At 67.2% G+C, this 17,997-nt stretch carries 19 protein-coding genes; 12 read left to right on the top strand and 7 right to left on the bottom strand.

The annotated features are described in order from the left end of the window. Nucleotides 1-283: 283 nt before the first annotated feature. The 5 genes from U9J41_RS27710 to U9J41_RS27690 are packed head-to-tail and all read left to right on the top strand — an operon-like array spanning nt 284 to nt 4,721. Nucleotides 284-1,501 (top strand): cytochrome-c peroxidase, encoded by a 1,218-nt coding sequence (locus U9J41_RS27710; protein ID WP_322405407.1) that lies wholly within the window; start codon nt 284-286, stop codon nt 1,499-1,501. A gap of 18 nt (nt 1,502-1,519) precedes the next feature. Next, complete coding sequence (locus U9J41_RS27705) at nt 1,520-2,848, top strand: hypothetical protein (RefSeq protein ID WP_322405406.1); 1,329 nt, start codon at nt 1,520-1,522, stop codon at nt 2,846-2,848. A gap of 22 nt (nt 2,849-2,870) precedes the next feature. Beyond that, a complete protein-coding gene (locus U9J41_RS27700) occupies nt 2,871-3,407 on the top strand; it encodes an FMN-binding protein (RefSeq protein ID WP_322405405.1) in 537 nt (178 codons plus the stop codon). Beyond that, nucleotides 3,404-4,237, top strand: coding sequence for an FAD:protein FMN transferase (locus tag U9J41_RS27695; protein ID WP_322405404.1), 834 nt, complete (start codon nt 3,404-3,406; stop codon nt 4,235-4,237). Before U9J41_RS27700 ends, U9J41_RS27695 begins: the two co-directional genes overlap by 4 nt. 7 nt (nt 4,238-4,244) lie before the next feature. Beyond that, nucleotides 4,245-4,721, top strand: a complete 477-nt coding sequence (locus U9J41_RS27690) for a DUF4405 domain-containing protein (RefSeq protein ID WP_322405403.1) — start codon at nt 4,245-4,247, stop codon at nt 4,719-4,721. 74 nt (nt 4,722-4,795) lie between these two features. Here the strand turns inward: U9J41_RS27690 and U9J41_RS27685 are convergent, their stop codons facing one another. From U9J41_RS27685 to U9J41_RS27660, 6 genes are read right to left on the bottom strand one after another with little or no spacing between them, the layout of a single operon-like run. Further along, entirely contained in the window at nt 4,796-6,151 is a 1,356-nt protein-coding gene (locus U9J41_RS27685; RefSeq protein ID WP_322405402.1) for a beta-barrel domain-containing protein, read from the bottom strand. Continuing rightward, nucleotides 6,135-7,718, bottom strand: coding sequence for an FHA domain-containing protein (locus U9J41_RS27680; RefSeq protein ID WP_322405401.1), 1,584 nt, complete (start codon nt 7,716-7,718; stop codon nt 6,135-6,137). The genes U9J41_RS27685 and U9J41_RS27680 overlap by 17 nt, the downstream gene beginning before the upstream one ends. A gap of 24 nt (nt 7,719-7,742) precedes the next feature. Continuing rightward, on the bottom strand, nt 7,743-9,161 hold the full coding sequence (locus tag U9J41_RS27675) for an efflux transporter outer membrane subunit (protein WP_322405400.1): 1,419 nt from the start codon (nt 9,159-9,161) through the stop codon (nt 7,743-7,745). Nucleotides 9,162-9,183: 22 nt separating this feature from the next. Next, nucleotides 9,184-11,127, bottom strand: coding sequence for an HD domain-containing phosphohydrolase (locus U9J41_RS27670; protein ID WP_322405399.1), 1,944 nt, complete (start codon nt 11,125-11,127; stop codon nt 9,184-9,186). A 29-nt stretch (nt 11,128-11,156) separates the two neighbouring features. Then, nucleotides 11,157-11,579, bottom strand: a complete 423-nt coding sequence (locus U9J41_RS27665) for a DUF4399 domain-containing protein (protein ID WP_322405398.1) — start codon at nt 11,577-11,579, stop codon at nt 11,157-11,159. A gap of 25 nt (nt 11,580-11,604) precedes the next feature. Further along, the gene (locus tag U9J41_RS27660) at nt 11,605-12,030 is read right to left on the bottom strand and encodes a DUF4399 domain-containing protein (protein ID WP_322405397.1); all 426 of its coding nucleotides are present in this window, start codon (nt 12,028-12,030) and stop codon (nt 11,605-11,607) included. 118 nt (nt 12,031-12,148) lie between these two features. Between U9J41_RS27660 and U9J41_RS27655 the strand changes: the two genes are divergently transcribed. Continuing rightward, nucleotides 12,149-13,282 carry a formylglycine-generating enzyme family protein gene (locus U9J41_RS27655; protein ID WP_322405396.1) on the top strand — a complete coding sequence of 378 codons (1,134 nt, stop codon included), beginning with the start codon at nt 12,149-12,151 and terminating at the stop codon, nt 13,280-13,282. A gap of 7 nt (nt 13,283-13,289) precedes the next feature. Here the strand turns inward: U9J41_RS27655 and U9J41_RS27650 are convergent, their stop codons facing one another. Then, nucleotides 13,290-15,374: a serine/threonine protein kinase gene (locus U9J41_RS27650; protein ID WP_322405394.1), complete on the bottom strand. Its 2,085-nt coding sequence runs from the start codon at nt 15,372-15,374 to the stop codon at nt 13,290-13,292. Between the two features lie 332 nt (nt 15,375-15,706). Between U9J41_RS27650 and U9J41_RS27645 the strand changes: the two genes are divergently transcribed. The 6 genes from U9J41_RS27645 (at nt 15,707) to U9J41_RS27620 (ending at nt 17,882) form a co-directional block, all read left to right on the top strand. Beyond that, complete coding sequence (locus U9J41_RS27645) at nt 15,707-15,985, top strand: hypothetical protein (protein WP_322402582.1); 279 nt, start codon at nt 15,707-15,709, stop codon at nt 15,983-15,985. Between the two features lie 55 nt (nt 15,986-16,040). Continuing rightward, nucleotides 16,041-16,316 (top strand): hypothetical protein, encoded by a 276-nt coding sequence (locus tag U9J41_RS27640; RefSeq protein ID WP_322402586.1) that lies wholly within the window; start codon nt 16,041-16,043, stop codon nt 16,314-16,316. A gap of 44 nt (nt 16,317-16,360) precedes the next feature. Then, nucleotides 16,361-16,636 carry a hypothetical protein gene (locus tag U9J41_RS27635; protein WP_322402585.1) on the top strand — a complete coding sequence of 92 codons (276 nt, stop codon included), beginning with the start codon at nt 16,361-16,363 and terminating at the stop codon, nt 16,634-16,636. Between the two features lie 13 nt (nt 16,637-16,649). Further along, on the top strand, nt 16,650-16,901 hold the full coding sequence (locus U9J41_RS27630) for a hypothetical protein (protein ID WP_322402584.1): 252 nt from the start codon (nt 16,650-16,652) through the stop codon (nt 16,899-16,901). Nucleotides 16,902-16,994: 93 nt separating this feature from the next. Further along, a complete protein-coding gene (locus tag U9J41_RS27625) occupies nt 16,995-17,189 on the top strand; it encodes a hypothetical protein (protein WP_322402583.1) in 195 nt (64 codons plus the stop codon). Nucleotides 17,190-17,603: 414 nt separating this feature from the next. Next, a complete protein-coding gene (locus tag U9J41_RS27620) occupies nt 17,604-17,882 on the top strand; it encodes a hypothetical protein (RefSeq protein ID WP_322405392.1) in 279 nt (92 codons plus the stop codon). Nucleotides 17,883-17,997: the final 115 nt, after the last annotated feature.

The following is a 17,997-nucleotide window of genomic DNA, read 5'->3' as shown; positions in this document are numbered from 1 at the left end:
AGCGAACTTCGGGCGTTATTGTTTTTTATATATAACGGACATTTGCAGGGTTTATGATGCCATTGCTTGGCGCGATGCCGCAATTACAATAACTTTTAATGTGGGACATGAAATTTACTAGCCGACAAGGCGTCGCTCGGCGCAGACGAGCCCCTGATGTGGTGATCGTTGCTAATCGGACACATCGGGCCGCGAATTGCCCGTCGATTTCAGTACGTACGTTGTCAAGTACATTTCTACAAATTAGAATAATTCTCATTTAGATTCTTATTATCGTTTGCGTATGCGTCGCCCTTCGTCCCGCCGTGCCCCCCTGTTCCTGGCAATCCTTCTTGCGGCTGGCGTCACGGCTTGCGGCGGCGGTGCGGACGGCACGCCCACGTCTCCCACATCGACGGCCGGGGCCGTGTCGTCGTCGTTCAGCCCGAGCGCCGTCCTGGGCGAGCGTATCTATAACGACGTCTCACTGTCGGCGTCCGGCCGGCAGTCGTGCGCAACCTGCCACAATCCCGACAACGCGCACGGCCCGACCAACGATTTCGCCGTGCAGCTCGGCGGCCCGAATGGCGACGTCCCGGGCTTCCGCGCATCGCCGTCGCTGCGCTACATGCAGCAGACGCCGGCATTCCATTTCGAGGCGGACGGCACGCCGGTCGGCGGTTTCGATCGCGATGGCCGCGCGCGCACGCTGGAGGAGCAGGCCGAGCGTCCGTTCCTGGCGGCGCACGAGATGGCCAATGCCAGCAAGCAGGACGTGGTCGCACGGCTGCGGCGCGCGTCGTATGCGGCGCAATTCCGGGCCACGTTCGGCGACAACATTTTTGATAACGTCGACCAGGCGTTCAACCGCGCCCAGTTCGCCTTGCAGCAATTCGAGAACGAGGACCCGCGCTTCCACCCGTTCGACTCGAAATACGACCTGTTCCTGGCCGGCAAAGCGACGTTGTCCGATGCGGAGTTGCGCGGCCTGGCGCTGTTCAACAATCCAACTAAAGGCAATTGCGCGGCGTGTCATACGAGCGCGCGCGGTGCGGACGGCAGCGCGCCCCTGTTCACCGATTTCAGCTACGACAACCTGGGTGTGCCGCGCAATGCGCGCATCCCGGCCACGCACGATCCCGCCTACTTCGACCTGGGCCTGTGCGGCCCCGACCGCACCGATCTCGTCGCGCGCGTCGACCTGTGCGGCGCCTTCAAGGTGCCGACCCTGCGCAACGTGGCGACGCGCAAGGTGTTCTTCCATAACGGTGCGTTCACCAACCTGACCGACGTCGTCCGCTTCTACGTCACGCGCGATACGAATCCGGAGCGCTGGTATCCCGTCAATGCCGATGGGACCGTGGACAAATTCGATGACCTGCCGCCGGCGCTGCGCGCGAACGTCAACACGACCGAGGTGCCGTACAACCGCCGGCCAGGCATGGCGCCGGCACTGAACGAGGCCGAGATCGCGGATCTGGTCCAGTTCCTCGGCACCCTCACCGACGGCTACCCACACTAACTTCATCCAAGGACATCCATGAAACAACGTGTCATCAGCGCGGCACTGGCCGCCGCATTCCTTGCCGCCCCGGCTGCGGCCATGGCCCAGCAGACCGACCTGGCGAAACGTGTCGAGCAGCTCGCGGCCGAACTCGAACAGGTGAAGGCCGAACTGGCGGCGCAGCGCGCGCAGGCGGCGGCTGCCGCGGCCCCGCGCGCCGAGGCGCCCGCGGCGTCGACCGCGCCCGTCGCAGCCGCCCAGCCGGCAGTCGCGGCACCGGCGCCGGTGTCGATGGCGAGCGCGGCGCCGGTGTCCGACACGGTCTTCTCCGGCTACGGCGAGGTGAACTACAACCACCCGGTGCGCAATGCCAGCGGCGCGCAGACCGACCTGCGCCGCGCCGTGATCGGCATCCAGCACCGCTTCGACGACAAGACGAAGGTGGTCGCGGAGTTCGAGTGGGAACACGCGATCGCGTCGGCCACGGACAGCGGCGAATCGGCCATCGAGCAGTTATATGTCGAGCGCGAGTTCGGCGCCGGCCTGCGCGGCAAGGCGGGCCTGTACCTGATGCCCGTCGGCCTCCTGAACCAGAACCATGAGCCGACCTCCTACTACGGCGTCGAGCGCAATTTCGTCGAGACGGCGATCATCCCGACGACCTGGCGCGAAGCGGGCCTTGGCCTGTCGGGCGAGTTCGGCGACGGTTTTACGTGGGACACCGGCCTCACCACCGGGTTTGATTTGACCAAGTGGGACCCGGCGTCCGACGAGGGCCGCGAATCGCCGCTGGGCGCCATCCACCAGGAAGGGCAGTTGGCGAAGTCGCGCGACCTGCAGGTGCACGGCGCGCTCAACTGGCGCGGCGTCCCGGGGCTGCTCGTCGGCGGTTCCGTGTTCACGGGCAAGGTGGGCCATGCCACGCCAGGATTCGCCGGCGACGACGCGCGCGCGTCCCTGGTCGAACTGCACACCCGCTACACGCCGGGCGCGTGGGACCTGTCGGCGCTGTGGGCCTACGGCCACATCTCGAACACGGAGGCGCTCAACGCCACCTTCGTCGGCAATCCGGTGCCGGTCCCGAGCAGCTTCGCCGGCTGGTATCTGCAGGCCGCCTATCACCTCTGGCAGAACGCCGACTATGCGCTCAGCCCGTTCGCCCGTTTCGAAAGTTTTAACACGGCCCGCACGTATGCGTCGCAGCCCGCCGGCCTCGGCGTGCCGACCACGCCGTACGAACGCGTCGCGACCGTCGGCGCCAACCTGATGGTCGCGCAAGGCGTCGTGCTCAAGGCCGATTATCAGAAATTCCGCCAAGATAAGTCGCTCGACCGGGTGAACCTGGGCGTCGGCTTCTCCTATTGATCGGCCTTCCGGAGGCATCGTCATGCGCTATGTTCCCTTGATCGTCCTCGGCGCCGGCGCCGTCGCCGCGCCGGCCTTCGCGACGCAATACCTCAGCCCGGAGCAGGCGCAAAAGCTGATGTTCCCGGAAGCCGACGCGTTCCGTGCCCGGCCGCTGTCGCTGGATGCGGCGCAGATGCGCCAGGTCGAGCAGGTAGCAGGACTGCCGGCGCGTTCGGTGCAATGGCGTGTCGTCGGCGCCTACAAGGGCGAAACACTGCTCGGCTATATGGTGCTCGACGACGTGATCGGCAAATTCGAGTTGATCTCCTACGCGGTCGGCGTCAACCCGGACGCCAGCGTGCGCCAGGTCGAAATCCTGGCGTACCGCGAAAGCCACGGCAGCGAGATCCGGCTGCCCGCATGGCGCCGGCAATTCGTCGGCAAGAGCGCCAGGAGCGGCGATCTGCGCATCGGCGGCGGCATCAACAACATCAGCGGTGCCACCCTGTCCTGCACGCACGTCACCGACGGCGTGCGCCGCATCGCCGCCGTGGTCCAGGTCGCGCTGGCCAGATGATCCGCCGCGCGCAGCCCTGGCTCGGCACCCTCGTCGACATCAGCGTCGACATCAGCGTCGAGGGAACGTCGAGCCAGGACGCGGTCACGGCGGCCTTCGCCGAGATCGCGCGCCTGCACGGTCTGATGAGTTTTCATGACGGCGCCAGCGACATCGCGCGCATCAACCGTGCGCTGCCGGGCGACGTGGTGCGCGTGGATGCCGCCACCTGGCACGTCCTGCGGCTGGCCGGGGAGATCGCCGACCTGTCCGGCGGCGCCTTCGACATCGCCTGCGCGCCCTGGCTGGTCGACCGCCGGATGTTGCCGTCGCCCGCGCCGGCGCAGGCGCGGCCGTCCGCGCGGACGTCGGCCGCCGTGTTCGCGCTCGGCGACGAAGGCGACGTATGCAAGCGCGCCGCGGGCTGGATCGACGTCGGCGGCATCGCCAAGGGGTATATCGTCGATGCCGCGGTCGCCGTCCTGGAGGCGGCGGGTGTGCCGGGCGGCTGCGTGAATGCCGGCGGCGACCTGCGTGCCTTCGGTACGATGCAGGTGCCGGTCGCGGTGCGCGCGCCCGGCGCCCCCGGCCAGGCGGCGCGGCATATAATGCTGTGCGGCGCGGCCCTGGCGACGTCGGGCAGTTATTTCTCGGCGCGCGAGTATCGCGGCGGCGTGGTCAGCGCCCTGCTCGACGCGCGCGACGGCCACCCGCTGGTGTCCAGCGCCAGCGCATCCGTGCGCGCCGGCCGCTGCGCCGTGGCGGACGCGCTGACCAAGGTGGTGCTGGCAACCGGCGATTGCGCCCATCCGGCCCTGGCCGCGCTCGGCGCCACCGCTTTCCTGATCTGAGTTATTTATGACCCGTATGCCCGGCACGACCACCGGCCGTCTTCTGTCCTTCAAGCTCGAACGCTGGCATCGGCGCAGCGTCTACGCGACCGGCATCGTGCTGCTCTTGTCGGGCGCGGCCTGGCTGGTGCTGCGTTACTTCCTGCGCCCCGTGACCGAGTTCGGCGAATCGGTCAATCCGCTCGAACCGTGGGCCATGAAACTGCATGGTGCGGCGGCGATGGCGGCGCTGTTCTTCGTCGGCAGCCTGCTGCACCATCACGTGCGCCGGGCGCTGCGGGCCGGACGGAATGCGCTCACCGGCTGGGCGATGATCGCGACGCTGTCGTTCCTCACCCTGACCGGCTACGGCCTGTATTACGTGGCCGGCGAAAGCGACCGTCCGGTCTGGTCGCTGCTGCACTGGAGCGTCGGCTTCGTGGTGGCCGTGCTGTTCGTCGCGCACGTGCTGGTCGGGCGGCGCAGCGTTCATGATGTCAGGTGAGTTCCGGGTGAGTTTTGGTGCGTCGCCGCGCGGCGACCAAGGTTTGTCTGACTGACTCGTCGGAAAAATACTGTCTATCCGCCGATGTTCCTGAACGGATCGAGCGCCAGGTCGATTATCCGGCGCTCGCGCACGACGATCTCGGCCACGGCCGTCATGCCATAGCGCAGCGGATACACCGTCTCGCCCACCTTGTAGTGGTCCTGGTCCAGGGTCACGCGCCCTTCGTACACGGGTTGCCTGCTCTGCGGCGACGGCTTTGTCGCGGGCGAGATGAATTGCAGCGTGCCGCGGATGAGGCCGTAGCGCTGGTAGGGAAAGGCGTTGAATTTCAGTTGCACCGGTAATCCTTCGCGCAGGAAGCCGCGGTCGTGTTCGGCGATTTCGATCTTCATGATCGGCTTCGCATTCTTCGGGGCGATGCCGCCCAGCGGCGTGTTGGCCTGGATCTTGTCTCCCGGCTGCGTCGAGGTGACGTCGGTGATCACGCCATCGACGGGCGCGACGATCAGGAGAAAGTTCTCCTTGTCGATGTTCTCGAACTTGATGCGGGCCGCGGCGTCGGCGACGAGGCGGGCCGTCTGCACCTGCAATCGCATCTTGTCCTCGGCATTGTCCATCTCGCGCTCCGCCGCTTCCAGCTGCAGCCGCAGCTTCGCCAATTCCTGGCCACTCGTTTCCAGTTCCGAGCGCGCCTGCGTCGATTCCGCGCCCTGGCGCGCGCCCAGCTCGGCGATCCGCGACTGCGCCACGCGCACGGCGTTGTCCGCCGCCAGCAGCGCGTTTTTCTTGCCCTCGACCTGCAGTTGCGACACGCCGCCGCCGCCGGGCATCGCGAACAGGCGTGCATACTTGTCGGCCTCGTCCTTGGCGGCGTCGCGGGCGCGCCGGGCCTCGTCCAGGTTGGCGCGCGCCTCCTGCTGCTGGGCCGACTGGCCCTGCGCCAGCCGGCTGGTGCCCTCGGCGAGGCGCTGCCGGTGCTGGCGTTCCTCGACCTCGACCGCGTCCTTCAGCGCCGCCACGCGGTGTTCCATCAGCGCTTTTTTTTCCGGGAACTCTTTCCAGTCGCGCTCCGCATCCTCGAGTTTCAGGCGCGCCTCCAGCGCGTTTTTCGCCGCCTCGATGGCGCCGCGGGCATACAGCCGGGCGACGACGTCGCCCTTGTTCACCGGCTGGCCCTCGGCGATGTAGATATTGCTCAGCTCGCCGTCGATGGGCGCGTACAGGCGCCGTACGTCGGACGCGGGCACGAGCGCGCCGCCGGACGTCACCAGCACGTCGGCATGGCCGAAGAACGACCACACGAGCGCGGTGCAGACCAGCGCCACCATCGCGTACACGAGGGCCTGCGTGAAGCGCCACGGCACGGCGGTGAGGATGCCGATGCCTTCGGCGCTATGGTCCTCGAGCGCCTCACTGAGGGGCGTCATGGGCTGCGGTCTCAGGGGCGGCAGCTTCAGTGCTGGCAGCTTCATGGCTGGCCTCCTGCAATGCGAGCTTGCGGATATCGCTCAACGCGGCGGCGTAGGCGTCGCGGTACGCCGGCACCTGGGCGGACATGATCACGAACGCGCGCTGGTACGCGTCGCCCTGGTCTTCCCACGCCTTGAGGAATTGGCGGATGCGAGCCGCGTCGGCCGCGTCGCGCACCGGTACCTGCGCGCCGCCGCGCGCGGCCGCGTACGCGCGCAACTGCACGATCCAGTCGAGCTCGGCCAACAACGGCGCGAGATCGGGATTGCTGCGGCCCTGGCGGCGCATGGCGGCCACCTGCGCCGCCGCGCGCGGGTACTGGCCCTTGTCGATGGCCGCCATCCACGGCGGCAGTCCCGCCTTGAGTTGCGCCTCGGTGTCGAGGGCGCGCAGGTGGACGTTGTCCGGATCGGCGTCGAGCCCGGCGGCGGCGACGGCGGCCGCGCGTGCGTAGTCGCCGCTGGCCAGCAAGTCCTCGGTGCGGTCTTCGGGCCCGCCGCCGCGCAGCAGCACCCACCCCAGCAGCACGACGGCCGCCAGCACGGCCGCGCCCCCCCGGCGCAGGTACAGCGGCGCCGGCACGGTCTTGAGCCCGAGTGCGCGCGCCGCGCGGGCCGCGAGCATTTCCAGTCGGCCGGCGGGCGCCGCCTCGGGTTCGACCGCGCCCGTCCCGGCCGCCGGTTCATTGTCCGGCGCGGGCGCAGGCTCGACGCAGAAGATGTCCAGGAACGAATCCGCGGCCGCGACGAAGGTCGTCCGGTCGGCGTCCGCGCCTGGGAGCTGGGTCACGCCGATGCGGGTCGGTGCCGTGTCGGACACCGGTTCTTGCCACTGCATACCGGCGAGGTAGACGAAATGGCGCCCGCCGAACGCGAGCGTATCGCCCTCGTGCAGCGGCACAGCCTGCTCGTTAAGGCGGATGCCGTTGATGAACGTGCCGTTGGTGCTGCCCAGGTCCTCGACGTACGGCTCGCCGCCCTTGAGGAACAGGTGCGCGTGGCGGCGCGACAGGTAGTTCACCTGCGCCGGCTCGGCGTCGCGGTAGCGTGCGAACGTGTCTTCGCCCTTGCCGACCAGGAAAGGGAATTCCGTGAGGACGATGGTCTGCAGCCCCGTGCCGTCCTGTTTCGGTGTCAACGTCAGGCTGGCCAATCGCGCACGCGGCGGCGGTGCCGGGCCGTGCTCCAGGCGCACCCGGTATCGGAGCGCCTTGCCGAGGCCGATCACGTCGCCGTCGCGCAGCGCCGTGATTGCCGTCTTGAGCGCGGCACCGTTGACGCTGGTGCCGTTCGTGCTGCCGAGATCGGCAAGATAGACGGCGTCGTGTTCGCAAAAGATGCGGGCATGGCGGCGCGACAGTTCGGCGGCGATCCCGGGAGGATAGGCATCGAATGGCGCTTCCGCACGGCCGATCGCGAACAGGTCGTCATGGATCTGGATCGGCGCCAACTCCGGGTGCGACACGGGCTCCAGCACGACCCTCACGCCGGTCCCCGTCGCGGGGCGGGCAGCGGCTAGCGTCACGTCGGGCACCATGGCGGTTGGTCTTCAGTTGCGTGCGACGTTGCGCACGTCCGTCGGGGGCCAGCCGCCGCCCAGTGCCTTGTACAGCGTGACGGTGTCGGCCAGGATCTGCTGGTGGTTGGCCAGCAGCGCCAGTTGCGCCCCGAGCAGCGAGCGCTCGGCCTCGAACACTTCCAGCTGCGACACCACGCCTTCCTTCAACTGGGCCTCCACTGCCGCCGCGACCACGCCGAGGCGCTGCTCCTGCTCCTGCAGTTCGACCCGCTGGCGCCGGTGCGCGTCGAGGTTGACGAGCGCGTTTTCGACTTCCTCGAACGCGTCCATCACGACCTTGCGGTACTGTTGCTCGGCCACTTCGTTGTTGGCCTGGCTCGTTTTGATACGCGCCTTGACGGCCGGATCGAAGATGGGAAAGTTGATGCTCGGGAGCAGGCCGAACGTGAACGATTTCAGCAGCGAGCCGAGCGCGAAGCTGGACGTGCCGCCGCGCCCGGTCAGGCTGATCGACGGCAGCTGCGCCAGCTTGGCCTGGCCGACCAGGTCATACGATTCGAGCACGCGGTATTCGGCCGCGACGATATCTGGCCGGCGCTTGAGCAGCCCGGACGGCAGGCCTTCGGGCACGGCGGGCAGCTGCACGCGGTCCTGCAGCGCGCCCTTGGGCAGGTTGAAATTCCCGGCCGGTACGCCGAGCAAGGTTGCCAACGCATTGCCGGACAGGGCGCGCAGGCGGCCGAGCTCGATCAAATCGTTGCTCAGCCGGTTGATCTCCGCGCGCTGCTGGATCACGCGCGTCTCCGGCAACAGGCCCTGCTTCTGCATCGCCTCGTACGTCGCGACGATCTGCTTGTTCTTGGCGAGGGTCTTCTGCTGGCGGTCGATCTGTTCGTCGAACTGCAGGATCTGGAAATAGGTCGTCGCGACGTCCGACGCGAGCGTCAGATAGCCGGCGCGCCAGTCGGCCTCGGTGGCGCGGAACTCCGCGGTCTGTGCCTCGGCGCCCTTCGCCACCTGGCCCCAGATATCGATGTCCCAGTTGACCTGCGTGCCGAGGCTGAACTGCTTGCTGAACTTCTGGCCGGTGCTTTTTTCGAAGCTGGCGCCGGCGCCGGCATCGAGCGTCGGCAGCGCGCCGGCCCGTGCCTCCTCGATCTGCGCACCGGCGACCTTCGTGCGCGCCGCCAGGATCCGCAAGTCGACGTTGTCGCGCACGGCGCGCGCGACCAGGCCGTCCAGTTCCGGGTCGCGGAATCCCTTCCACCAGTCCTGTTCGATCAGGGCGGACGGTGCGGCCGGCGGAGACCGTGTGCCGGCCCAGCCGGTCTTGGCCGGACTGTCCGGACGCTGGTACGGCTTCATGCTGACATCGGCGCATGCGCACAGCAGCACGACGGTGGCGGCCAATGCCGGAGGCGTCCTGTTCCAGCGAAGTCGAGTGCTCATGGGTCACCTCGTGCCATTGTGGTCAGGCGTTGGGGCGCGCCTGCCATGCCTTCGATTCGACGAACACGTCGAACAGGCGCGCATCCACGTGGCCGGCCCGGCATTCCTCGGCGATCAGGTCGAGCGCACGCTCGGCCGGGATCGCCTGCTTGTAGGGGCGGTCGCGCGCCGTGAGGGCGTCGTAGATATCGCTGATCGTCAGGATGCGCGTCTGCAGGCTGATCTCGGCGCCGCGCAGGCCCATCGGGTAGCCGGAGCCGTCCAGCTTTTCGTGATGGCCGTGCGCGATCGCCGGCACGCCGGCCAGTTCGCGCGTCCAGGGAATCAAAATCAGGAAGGAATACGAATCGGCCACGTGGGCTTCGATCTGGCGCCGTTCGTCCGGGGTCAGGCAGCCCTTGGCGATGCTGAGCGCGGCGTATTCGTCGTCGCCGAGCAGCCGGAATCCCGGGTCGTCCATGCCCGCACAGACGTGGTCGCGGATGTCGCCGAGCCCGACCGGCGGCGGCGCGTGCGAGACGGATGGTTCGTTGGCGCGCACGATGGTGTCGAGGAAATCGTCGAGGCGCGCGCCCTCGTCCGCCAGCAGCGTGTCGATGCGGTCGCGCTCGCGGCGCAGGTCGTCCGCGCCGAGTTCGCCGCGTAATTGTCGTTCGGTCAGGTCGCGCCACGCATGCCGTTCAAGGCAGGCGCGGGCGTAGCGGAAGCGCTGTTCCAGCAGGCGCATGTCGGCATGATGTAATTTCTTTTCCTTGCGCAGCACGTGTTCGCGCACGCCGACCTTGCCGAAATCGTGCAGCAGCGCGGCATAGCGGATCTCGCGCAACTGGGCCGGCGTGAACGCGGCGGCGCGCAGCGCGGGATCGCCGGCATGCTCGAGCGCCACGGCCAGGTGCTCGGCATAGCCGGCCACGCGGAACGAGTGTCCGGCCGTGACCGGATCGCGTTCTTCGATGGCCTGCACCGATGCGCACACGAAGCCGTCGAGCAGGCCCTTGATGTCGGAATACAGCTGGAAGTTCTTCAGCGCGACCGCGGTCTCGGCGCACACGCCGCTGAGGATTTCCAGGTCGTCTTCCTGGAACGCATGGCGGTCGGACGAGGTGTCGACCTGGATCAGGCCGAGCACGTCGTCGCCGAGGATCAGGGGTACGCACATGACGCTCAGGATCGCCTGGGCGACGATCGACTCCTGCGCGCCGAAGTGGCGGTCGGCGAGCGTGTCGACGGACAGGATCGCGCGCTTGCGGCCCAGCACTTCGTCGACGATGGTGCGCGAGATGCGCATCTGCGCCGGGTCTTCCGCGATCCCGTCGCGGCGCCGCGCGGCCACGGGCTGCAGCGGATCGCGCTCGCTCGCGCGCAGCATGATGAAGGCGCGCTCGGCGGCCGGGAACAGGTCGAAAATAAAATTCATCAGCTTTTCGATCAGCGTCTCCTGGTCGGTGACGGCGCCCAGCGCGATGCCGACCTGGGCCATTGCGTGCAGCCGGTGCACCGTGCTCTCGAGTTCGTCGCGCCCGGCGTTGCGCGTGTCGACAATGGGCGCGAACTGGGTGGCGTCGACCGAGCGCGTGATCACGGCCGGCGTCGCGCCGCGCTCGGGCACCAGCAGCGAGTGGAATACGAGGCGCGCGGAAGCGAGGCCGAGTTCGTCGCCTTCGGCCAGCACGTGCCAGGCGCCGGGGGCGAGCCGTTCGCCGGACACGTAGGTGCCGTTGCTCGAGTGCAGGTCCTCGACGAAATAACTGGCGCCGCGGCGCCGGATGCGGGCGTGGCGGCGGCTGACCGTCTGTTCTGGAATGCAGACGTATTTGTCGGAGGCGAGCGCATCCTGCGGGTTGCGGCCGAGCACGGCCTCTTCATGCAGCGGGAACACGGCCGGCTTGCTCGACGCCGTTCCCATCCATTCCAGGTAGGCGCGAACCGGACCGCTCTGTGCGGAAAAGGATGCGTTCGGTTCCATGTCGGCTTCGCTTGCCCACCGGGCGGCGCTCACTTGACGGTGATCGTGATCTTTTTGGATATCACGGGCGGCGAGTGGACGATGTGCTTGTCGTCGCCCATCACGAGCTGCAGCGTGTGCTTGCCGGGCGGCAGCTCGAGCATCGTCTCGGTCTCGCCCGCGCCGAAATGCAGGTGGTTGCGGTCCGACGGGATTTCCTGCCCGGCCGGCGGCACGTCCGCATCGATCAGCAAATGGTGGTGGCCGGTGTTCTTGACCGCGACGCCTTTCGGCGCGACGCCCATGTTGCGCAGCCCGAACCAGACGCGGAACGGCTTGCCCGCCGGGAGCACGGCGCCGTCGGACGGCCAGCCGATGTAGCAGTACGCATTCGCCGGGGCGTCGGTCGAGCCGGCCGGCGCGCTGGCCAGGATGGCCGCCACGGCGACGGCGGCGGGAAACAGGTTGCGCATGATGCTCTCCCTCGGTGTGCCGGTCCTATTTCACCGTGACGGTGATCTTCTTCGACATGACCGGCGGATTGTGCGGCATGTGGTCCTTGTCGCCCAGCAGCAGTTGCAGCGTGTGCTTGCCCGGCGGCAGCTCGACGCGGGCCTCGGTTTCGCCGGCGCCGAAATGCAGGTGGTTGCGGTCGTTCGGGATCGGTTCGGTCAGCGGCGGCGGATCGGTATCGATCAGCAGATGGTGGTGGCCCGTGTTCGGCACCGCGGTGCCTTTGGGCGCGATCCCCATGTTGCGCAGGCCCATCCGCACCCAGAACTTGCCGCCGTTGATGACCGTGCCGTCGTGCGGCCAGATGAAGTACACCTGGGCGTTCTCGGGAGACGGCGTCTGTTGCGCCGCGACCGGGCCGGCGTGCAGGGACGTCGCCAGCAAAACAGAAAACAACAAAGGAAAGCGCATGATCGATAGCTCCTTGTCAGGGCCGGGCTGAGGTGCGCGTCAATACTTCTAAATCTGGCACACTCCGAGTCAGATCGCAAGGCACTTCTGTCGACCGCGGCCCGAACGGAGAGCGCTCATGTGGCAAAAGCTTTTGATGGTGTCCGTACTTGTGGGTTCCGCCTGCGCGGGTAGTGCGGCGGCCCAGGACCTCGTTCCCCGTATCGAGCGCGTCGGGGTCGTCCCCAAGAACAGTGCCGAGCAGTTCGAGCTGGCATTCTGGGAAACGATCAAGGACAGCAACCAGGCCGGCGATTACGAGGCCTACCTGAAGCAGTATCCGAAAGGCCGGTTCGCGGCGCTGGCGCAGGCGCGCATCGCCCGCCTGCGCGCCGCGCATCCGCAGGGCACGGCGGCCGCGGCCGCCCCAATCAAGCCGAAGGAAGCGCCGACGCCGCCGAAACCGAAAGAGGCGCCCGCCACGGCGCGCCCGGCGGCACCGAAGATGCCACCGCCGGCCGCACCGGAAACCGCCTCCGCAAAGGCGGTCGCGGCCGGCATCGACATCAAGGATTGTCCGGCTTGCCCCACGCTGGTGTCCATTTCTGGCGGGACGTTCACGATGGGGAACAATACGAGCGACCCCAGCGAGAAGCCGGCACACCAGGTGACCGTCGCGGCGCCGTTCGCGATCGGCCGTTACGAAGTCTCGGTGCAGGAGTGGGAAGCGTGCGCCGCCGCCGGCGCGTGCCAGAAGATCGCCCAGCGGCAGGGCGCGGGGCCGGGCGCGCCGATGCGCGACGTCAGTTGGGATGACGCCCAGCAGTACGCCAAATGGCTCGCCGGCGTCAGCGGCAAACCCTATCGCCTGCCCACCGAGGCCGAGTGGGAACTCGCGGCGCGTGGCGGCACCGCCACGCGCTACTGGTGGGGCGAGCAGATGGCGCAGGGCAAGGCCAACTGCAAGGAATGCGGCAAGCCCTGGACGGAAGATGCGCCGGCCAACGTGGGCAGTTTCGCCGCCAATCCGTTCGGCCTGTACGACACCAGCGGCGGCGTGTGGGAGTGGGTGGCCGACTGCTGGCACAACAACTACAAGGGTGCTCCGGCCGACGGCCGCGCCTGGGACGAACCGGATTGCCGCGTGCGCGTCATCCGCGGCGGCTCTTGGCGCGAAGGCGCGGCATACATGGTCGCGTCCACCCGGTTCAAATACGACGCGAGCGTGCGCCATTCGCAGAACGGGTTCCGCGTCGCGCGCAGCCTCAAGTGATGTCCGGTCAGCGCCGGCGCGGGCTCGTATGGATCTGCAGGAACTCGACGGCGATCTTGCCCGGGCCGGCGGCCGCGCGGATCCGGTCGAGGCGCCTGCCGACGTCCGCCAGGTAGCCGGCGGCCGGCTCCGACACCGGCCGCAGTCCGTCGAACAACGGCGCCGGTGTCGTCATCAACACGACCATTTCCGCGCCGAACGGCTTGCCGATGCCCCATTCGCCCAGGCTGCCGACGGTCGCGGTGTAGTTCGCCGGCGCCCGGTTGTCGCGCGCGCGCGCGTTCGGCAGCAGGTGCGTGACGCTGCCGTCGAGCGAATAATAGTCGACGGCGACATAGGAATCGGCCGCGCCCGTCGTCATGTCGACCATCAGCGAATCGCCCTCGGTCAAGCGTGCGTCCGTGTGCCCGCCGGCGAGCCGGAGCGCGGCGCCGCCGCCGGCCTGGCGGTAGGCCGACCAGTACGGGCCGAGCGTCGAGAGCACGGGGCACTTGTCGCGCGCCACCTGCCCGACGTCGAGCTCGACGGTCGCCACGCCGGGCATGGCCGCGAGCTGGTCCTTGAGGCCGGCCGGGCCCGGCGGCGTCGACAGCAGACCGCGTACCGTCACCGCATGGCCGTCGACGGCCCCCACCAGCGCCGCGCACGGGATGCGGGCCAGCACGGCGGCGATGGCGGCCGGTGTCGGTGCGGATGCGGGCGCAGGCGCAGACGTGGCGACCGGTGCGGCGGGCGTCTGCACGGCCGGTGAGGGCGCGGGGATGGGCGTGCGCACGGAAGGCGGCAGTGCCTGCCCGCTCGCCGGCGCAGTTGCCGGCACCTGCGCCGGCGTCCGTTTGTGCAAATAATGCCAGCCGGCCATGCCCAGCGCGCCGACCGCGACGATGCCCGCAGCCGCGCCGGCCACCATGCCGTAGCGCTGCGCCGATCCGCCCGTGCCGAAGTCGTGCAGGAAGCGCTCGACCGTGGGCGTGCGCGCCTGGCGCTCGAGGGCGAGGCCGCACTTGAGCGCGTGCCACGGACCGCGTCCCAGGCCGGCCGGGCGCTGCGGCTTCATGCCGGCGCCGCGCGCCTGCAGCGCGGACACGCCGGTGAACGGGTGCCGTCCCGTCAAGAGTTCATAGGCGATGCAGGCCAGCGCATAGATGTCGTCGCGCGGGTCGGGGTCGAGGTGTTCCAGCATTTCCGGGCTCGCATACGCCGGCGTGAGCGCGCCCAGGCTGCCGGGATCGAACACGGTGACGTCGACATCCTCCTCGGTCTTCTGGAACACGCGCGCGATCCCGAAATCGATGACCTTGACGTTGCCCGAGTCGGTCAGCACCACGTTGCCGGGCTTGAAGTCGCAATGGACGAAGCCGTGCGCATGCGCGTACGCCAGCGCGTTGCCCATGCCGGTCACGATGCGCAGCACGTCCTGATACGGCAGGCCCGTGAAACCCGGCGCGCGCAGCACCTGGCTCAGCGCCTTGCCCTTCAGGTATTCCATCGTCAGGTAGACCATCGGGCCGTCGCGGTCGAAATCGTAGACGGACACGATGTTCGGATGCGCCAGCGCCTGCGCCTTGCGCGCTTCGCGCTGCAGGGCGATCAGCGATTTCGGATGGCCGCGGAACTGGACATTCAAGACCTTGATGGCGATGTAGGGCTTGCGGTCGGACGCCTCGAGCTTGCGCAGGTCGAGCGCCTTGTACACGGTGCCCATGCCGCCGAAGCCGATGCATTCCTCCAGCACGAAGCGATTGTTCAGCGTGTCGCCGACACCCTTCATCCGCTCGGGTTCGGGATCGTCCGCGTGCGGCGGCCGGGACGGCGGATCGCGCATCGTGTTCGCGCCGGGACGGGTCTGGACGAACGTATCGTCCCCGCCCTTTCTCTGGCGCGCCACGATCAGGCGTTCGATGCGGTGCTGGACTTCCGTATAGACCTCGCCCGGCAGCGGCTTGCGCGCGTGTTCCTCGCTCAGGACCTCGAGCAGGCGGCCCACGCTCTCGGGTGCGTTCTCGAGCACGCGATCGACCTGGGCAAAGAATTCCGTACGCGGCATGCCGCCGGTCTGCAATTGCCGGATCGCGTGGGCGAGACTGTCCATGATGTTGATTATATAAATCCCGGGCGTTCCTTGAGACTAGCATGAAACGCCGGATGATCAAGCGACAACGCGCCGTCTTCCCCCACCCGGGGTGTGGGGCCGTGGCCAACAGTCACGGAACAAGTGTTGGCCGCATTCCGTCACCGGCGTTTTCCAGCCATGCATCCCGATGCCGTCCCACTGTCGAGATAAATTAGATAAACCGTTTATATTTCAACGGCTTATCGCTTGATTCCGGTCTGGCCCAGGCATCTGGCACGCATTTCGCTGATAGTCCATCGAGCGCAGATGAATGCCTCACCAACCAACCGACACCTCAAGGAGCTTTGACCATGAAAACCCTGATCATCACCGACCTGGCCCGTACCGACAACCTCGACCGCGCCACCATGACCACCGTGCGCGGCGGTTTCAAGTTCGCATCGCCCTCGTACATGTTCGGCGACATCACCTATGCCCCGACGTCCGACTCGTCGATCAATGCCGCCCAGAACCTGGGCCAGGTCCAGAACGTGATGACGGCCACGGCCAACGGCTCCGCCTTCGTCGACGGCGTGCACGTCCACAACGACGTGTCGCAGAACGGCGCCAACACCATCGTGCGCCGCTGATCGCCCGAGTGCATTCCATCCAATCCAATTCATTCAATCGCTGAGGAGAATCGCCATGAACACCCTGACCATCAAAGACCTGGACCGCGCCGAACAACTGGACCGCACCGCCATGACGGCCGTGCGTGGCGGCTGGAGCATGTATTCGCCGTCGCTCAAGGTCGGTGACGTGACCTACGCGCCGAGCTACGACTCGTCGATCAACGCCATGCAGAACCTGGGCCAGCAACAAAACGTGCTGACCACGACGGCCAACGGCTCGGCCTTCCTGGACGGCGTCGGCGTGCACAACACGACGCACCAGAACGGCCAGAACAAGATCGTCGGCTGAACCCACCATCGCCATCATTGACTATACTTTCGAGGAGCATTGCCATGAACACCCTGACCATCAAAGACCTGGACCGCGCCGAACAACTGGACCGCACCGCCATGACGGCCGTGCGCGGCGGCTGGAGCATGTATTCGCCGTCGTACAAAGTCGGTGACGTGAAGTACACGCCGAGCTACGACGCGTCGATCAATGCCGTGCAGAACCTGGGCCAGCAGCAGAACGTGCTGACCGCGACGGCCAACGATTCGGCCTTCCTGGACGGCGTCGGCGTGCACAACACGGCGCACCAGAACGGCCAGAACAAGATCATCGGCTGAGCGGGAGAGACCCATGTCATCCATCGCAATCCACGACCTGGCGCATCGCAGCGAACTGGACATCCAGGCGATGTCGGCCATCCAGGGCGGCGCCGGCTTCGGCAAGGACGTCAACGTCACCGTGAACGTCAACCAGCAACTGGCGCAGTTCCAGCAGATCGGCGTCAATGTTCTGAACAACAACGGCGTCATCGGCGCCGGGTTCACCGGTCCGCACATCGACCTGGACGCCGCGCTGAAAGGCGAAAATAAATTGACCTTCTAAACCGCCCACTTTTGTGGTGTACATCCTCCCATTGCCGGGTCCGACCCGGCAATGGGAGTTCTGCCCGTTAACTTGCCATTCCGAGGAGGCATCATGGCTACCATCGTCATCAAGGATTTATCGGAGAACACGGAATTGGATCGCCAGGCAATGCTGGCGATCGCCGGCGGATCGCGTTTGCGCGCTAGCGGGGGCTTCGCGCGGCCCGCCCTGCAAAGGATCCGGCTGTTCGATCCGGCGCGTATCGCGGCCGCCAGGGCCGGCGGCGGGAAACCGGCGTCGCGCTGAGCGTCTGCTGCTGCATGGTCAACGCCGTCCGGTGCAAGCCGGGCGGCTTTTTTTGGGCTGTGTTCGCCCGCGCATTTGCTGTGCGCTACGCCCGGTCCGGCTAAGGCGGGCGCTCGATTACCTGAATATCGCGAACACAGCCTTTCCTTGTCCGCGGCGCAGTCTGGCCAAACCCTGTTGGATCGCGCCCAACACGCCCCGAAACGTGTTGGTTCCGCCCCGTCATCCGGGTTTTCCAGCCATGCATCCCGATGCCGTCCCACTGTCGAGATAAATTAAATAAACCGTTTATATTTCAAAGGCTTATCGCTTGATTCCGGTCTGGTCCAGGCACCTGGCACGCATTTCGCTGATAGTCCATCGAGCGCAGATGAATGCCTCACCAACCAACCGACACCTCAAGGAGCTTTGACCATGAAAACCCTGATCATCACCGACCTGGCCCGTACCGACAACCTCGACCGCGCCACCATGACCACCGTGCGCGGCGGTTTCAAGTTCGCATCGCCCTCGTACATGTTCGGCGACATCACCTATGCCCCGACGTCCGACTCGTCGATCAATGCCGCCCAGAGCCTGGGCCAGGTCCAGAACGTGATGACGGCCACGGCCAACGGCTCCGCCTTCGTCGACGGCGTGCACGTCCACAACGACGTGTCGCAGAACGGCGCCAACACCATCGTGCGCCGCTGATCGCCCGAGTGCATTCCATCCAATCCAATTCATTCAATCGCTGAGGAGAATCGCCATGAACACCCTGACCATCAAAGACCTGGACCGCGCCGAACAACTGGACCGCACCGCCATG

The organism is Massilia luteola (genome assembly GCF_034420155.1).
In the GTDB taxonomy this organism is placed as follows: domain Bacteria; phylum Pseudomonadota; class Gammaproteobacteria; order Burkholderiales; family Burkholderiaceae_D; genus Telluria; species Telluria luteola.
Note: the sequence above shows the minus strand (reverse complement) of the source record. Positions and strands in the feature narration are given on the sequence as shown.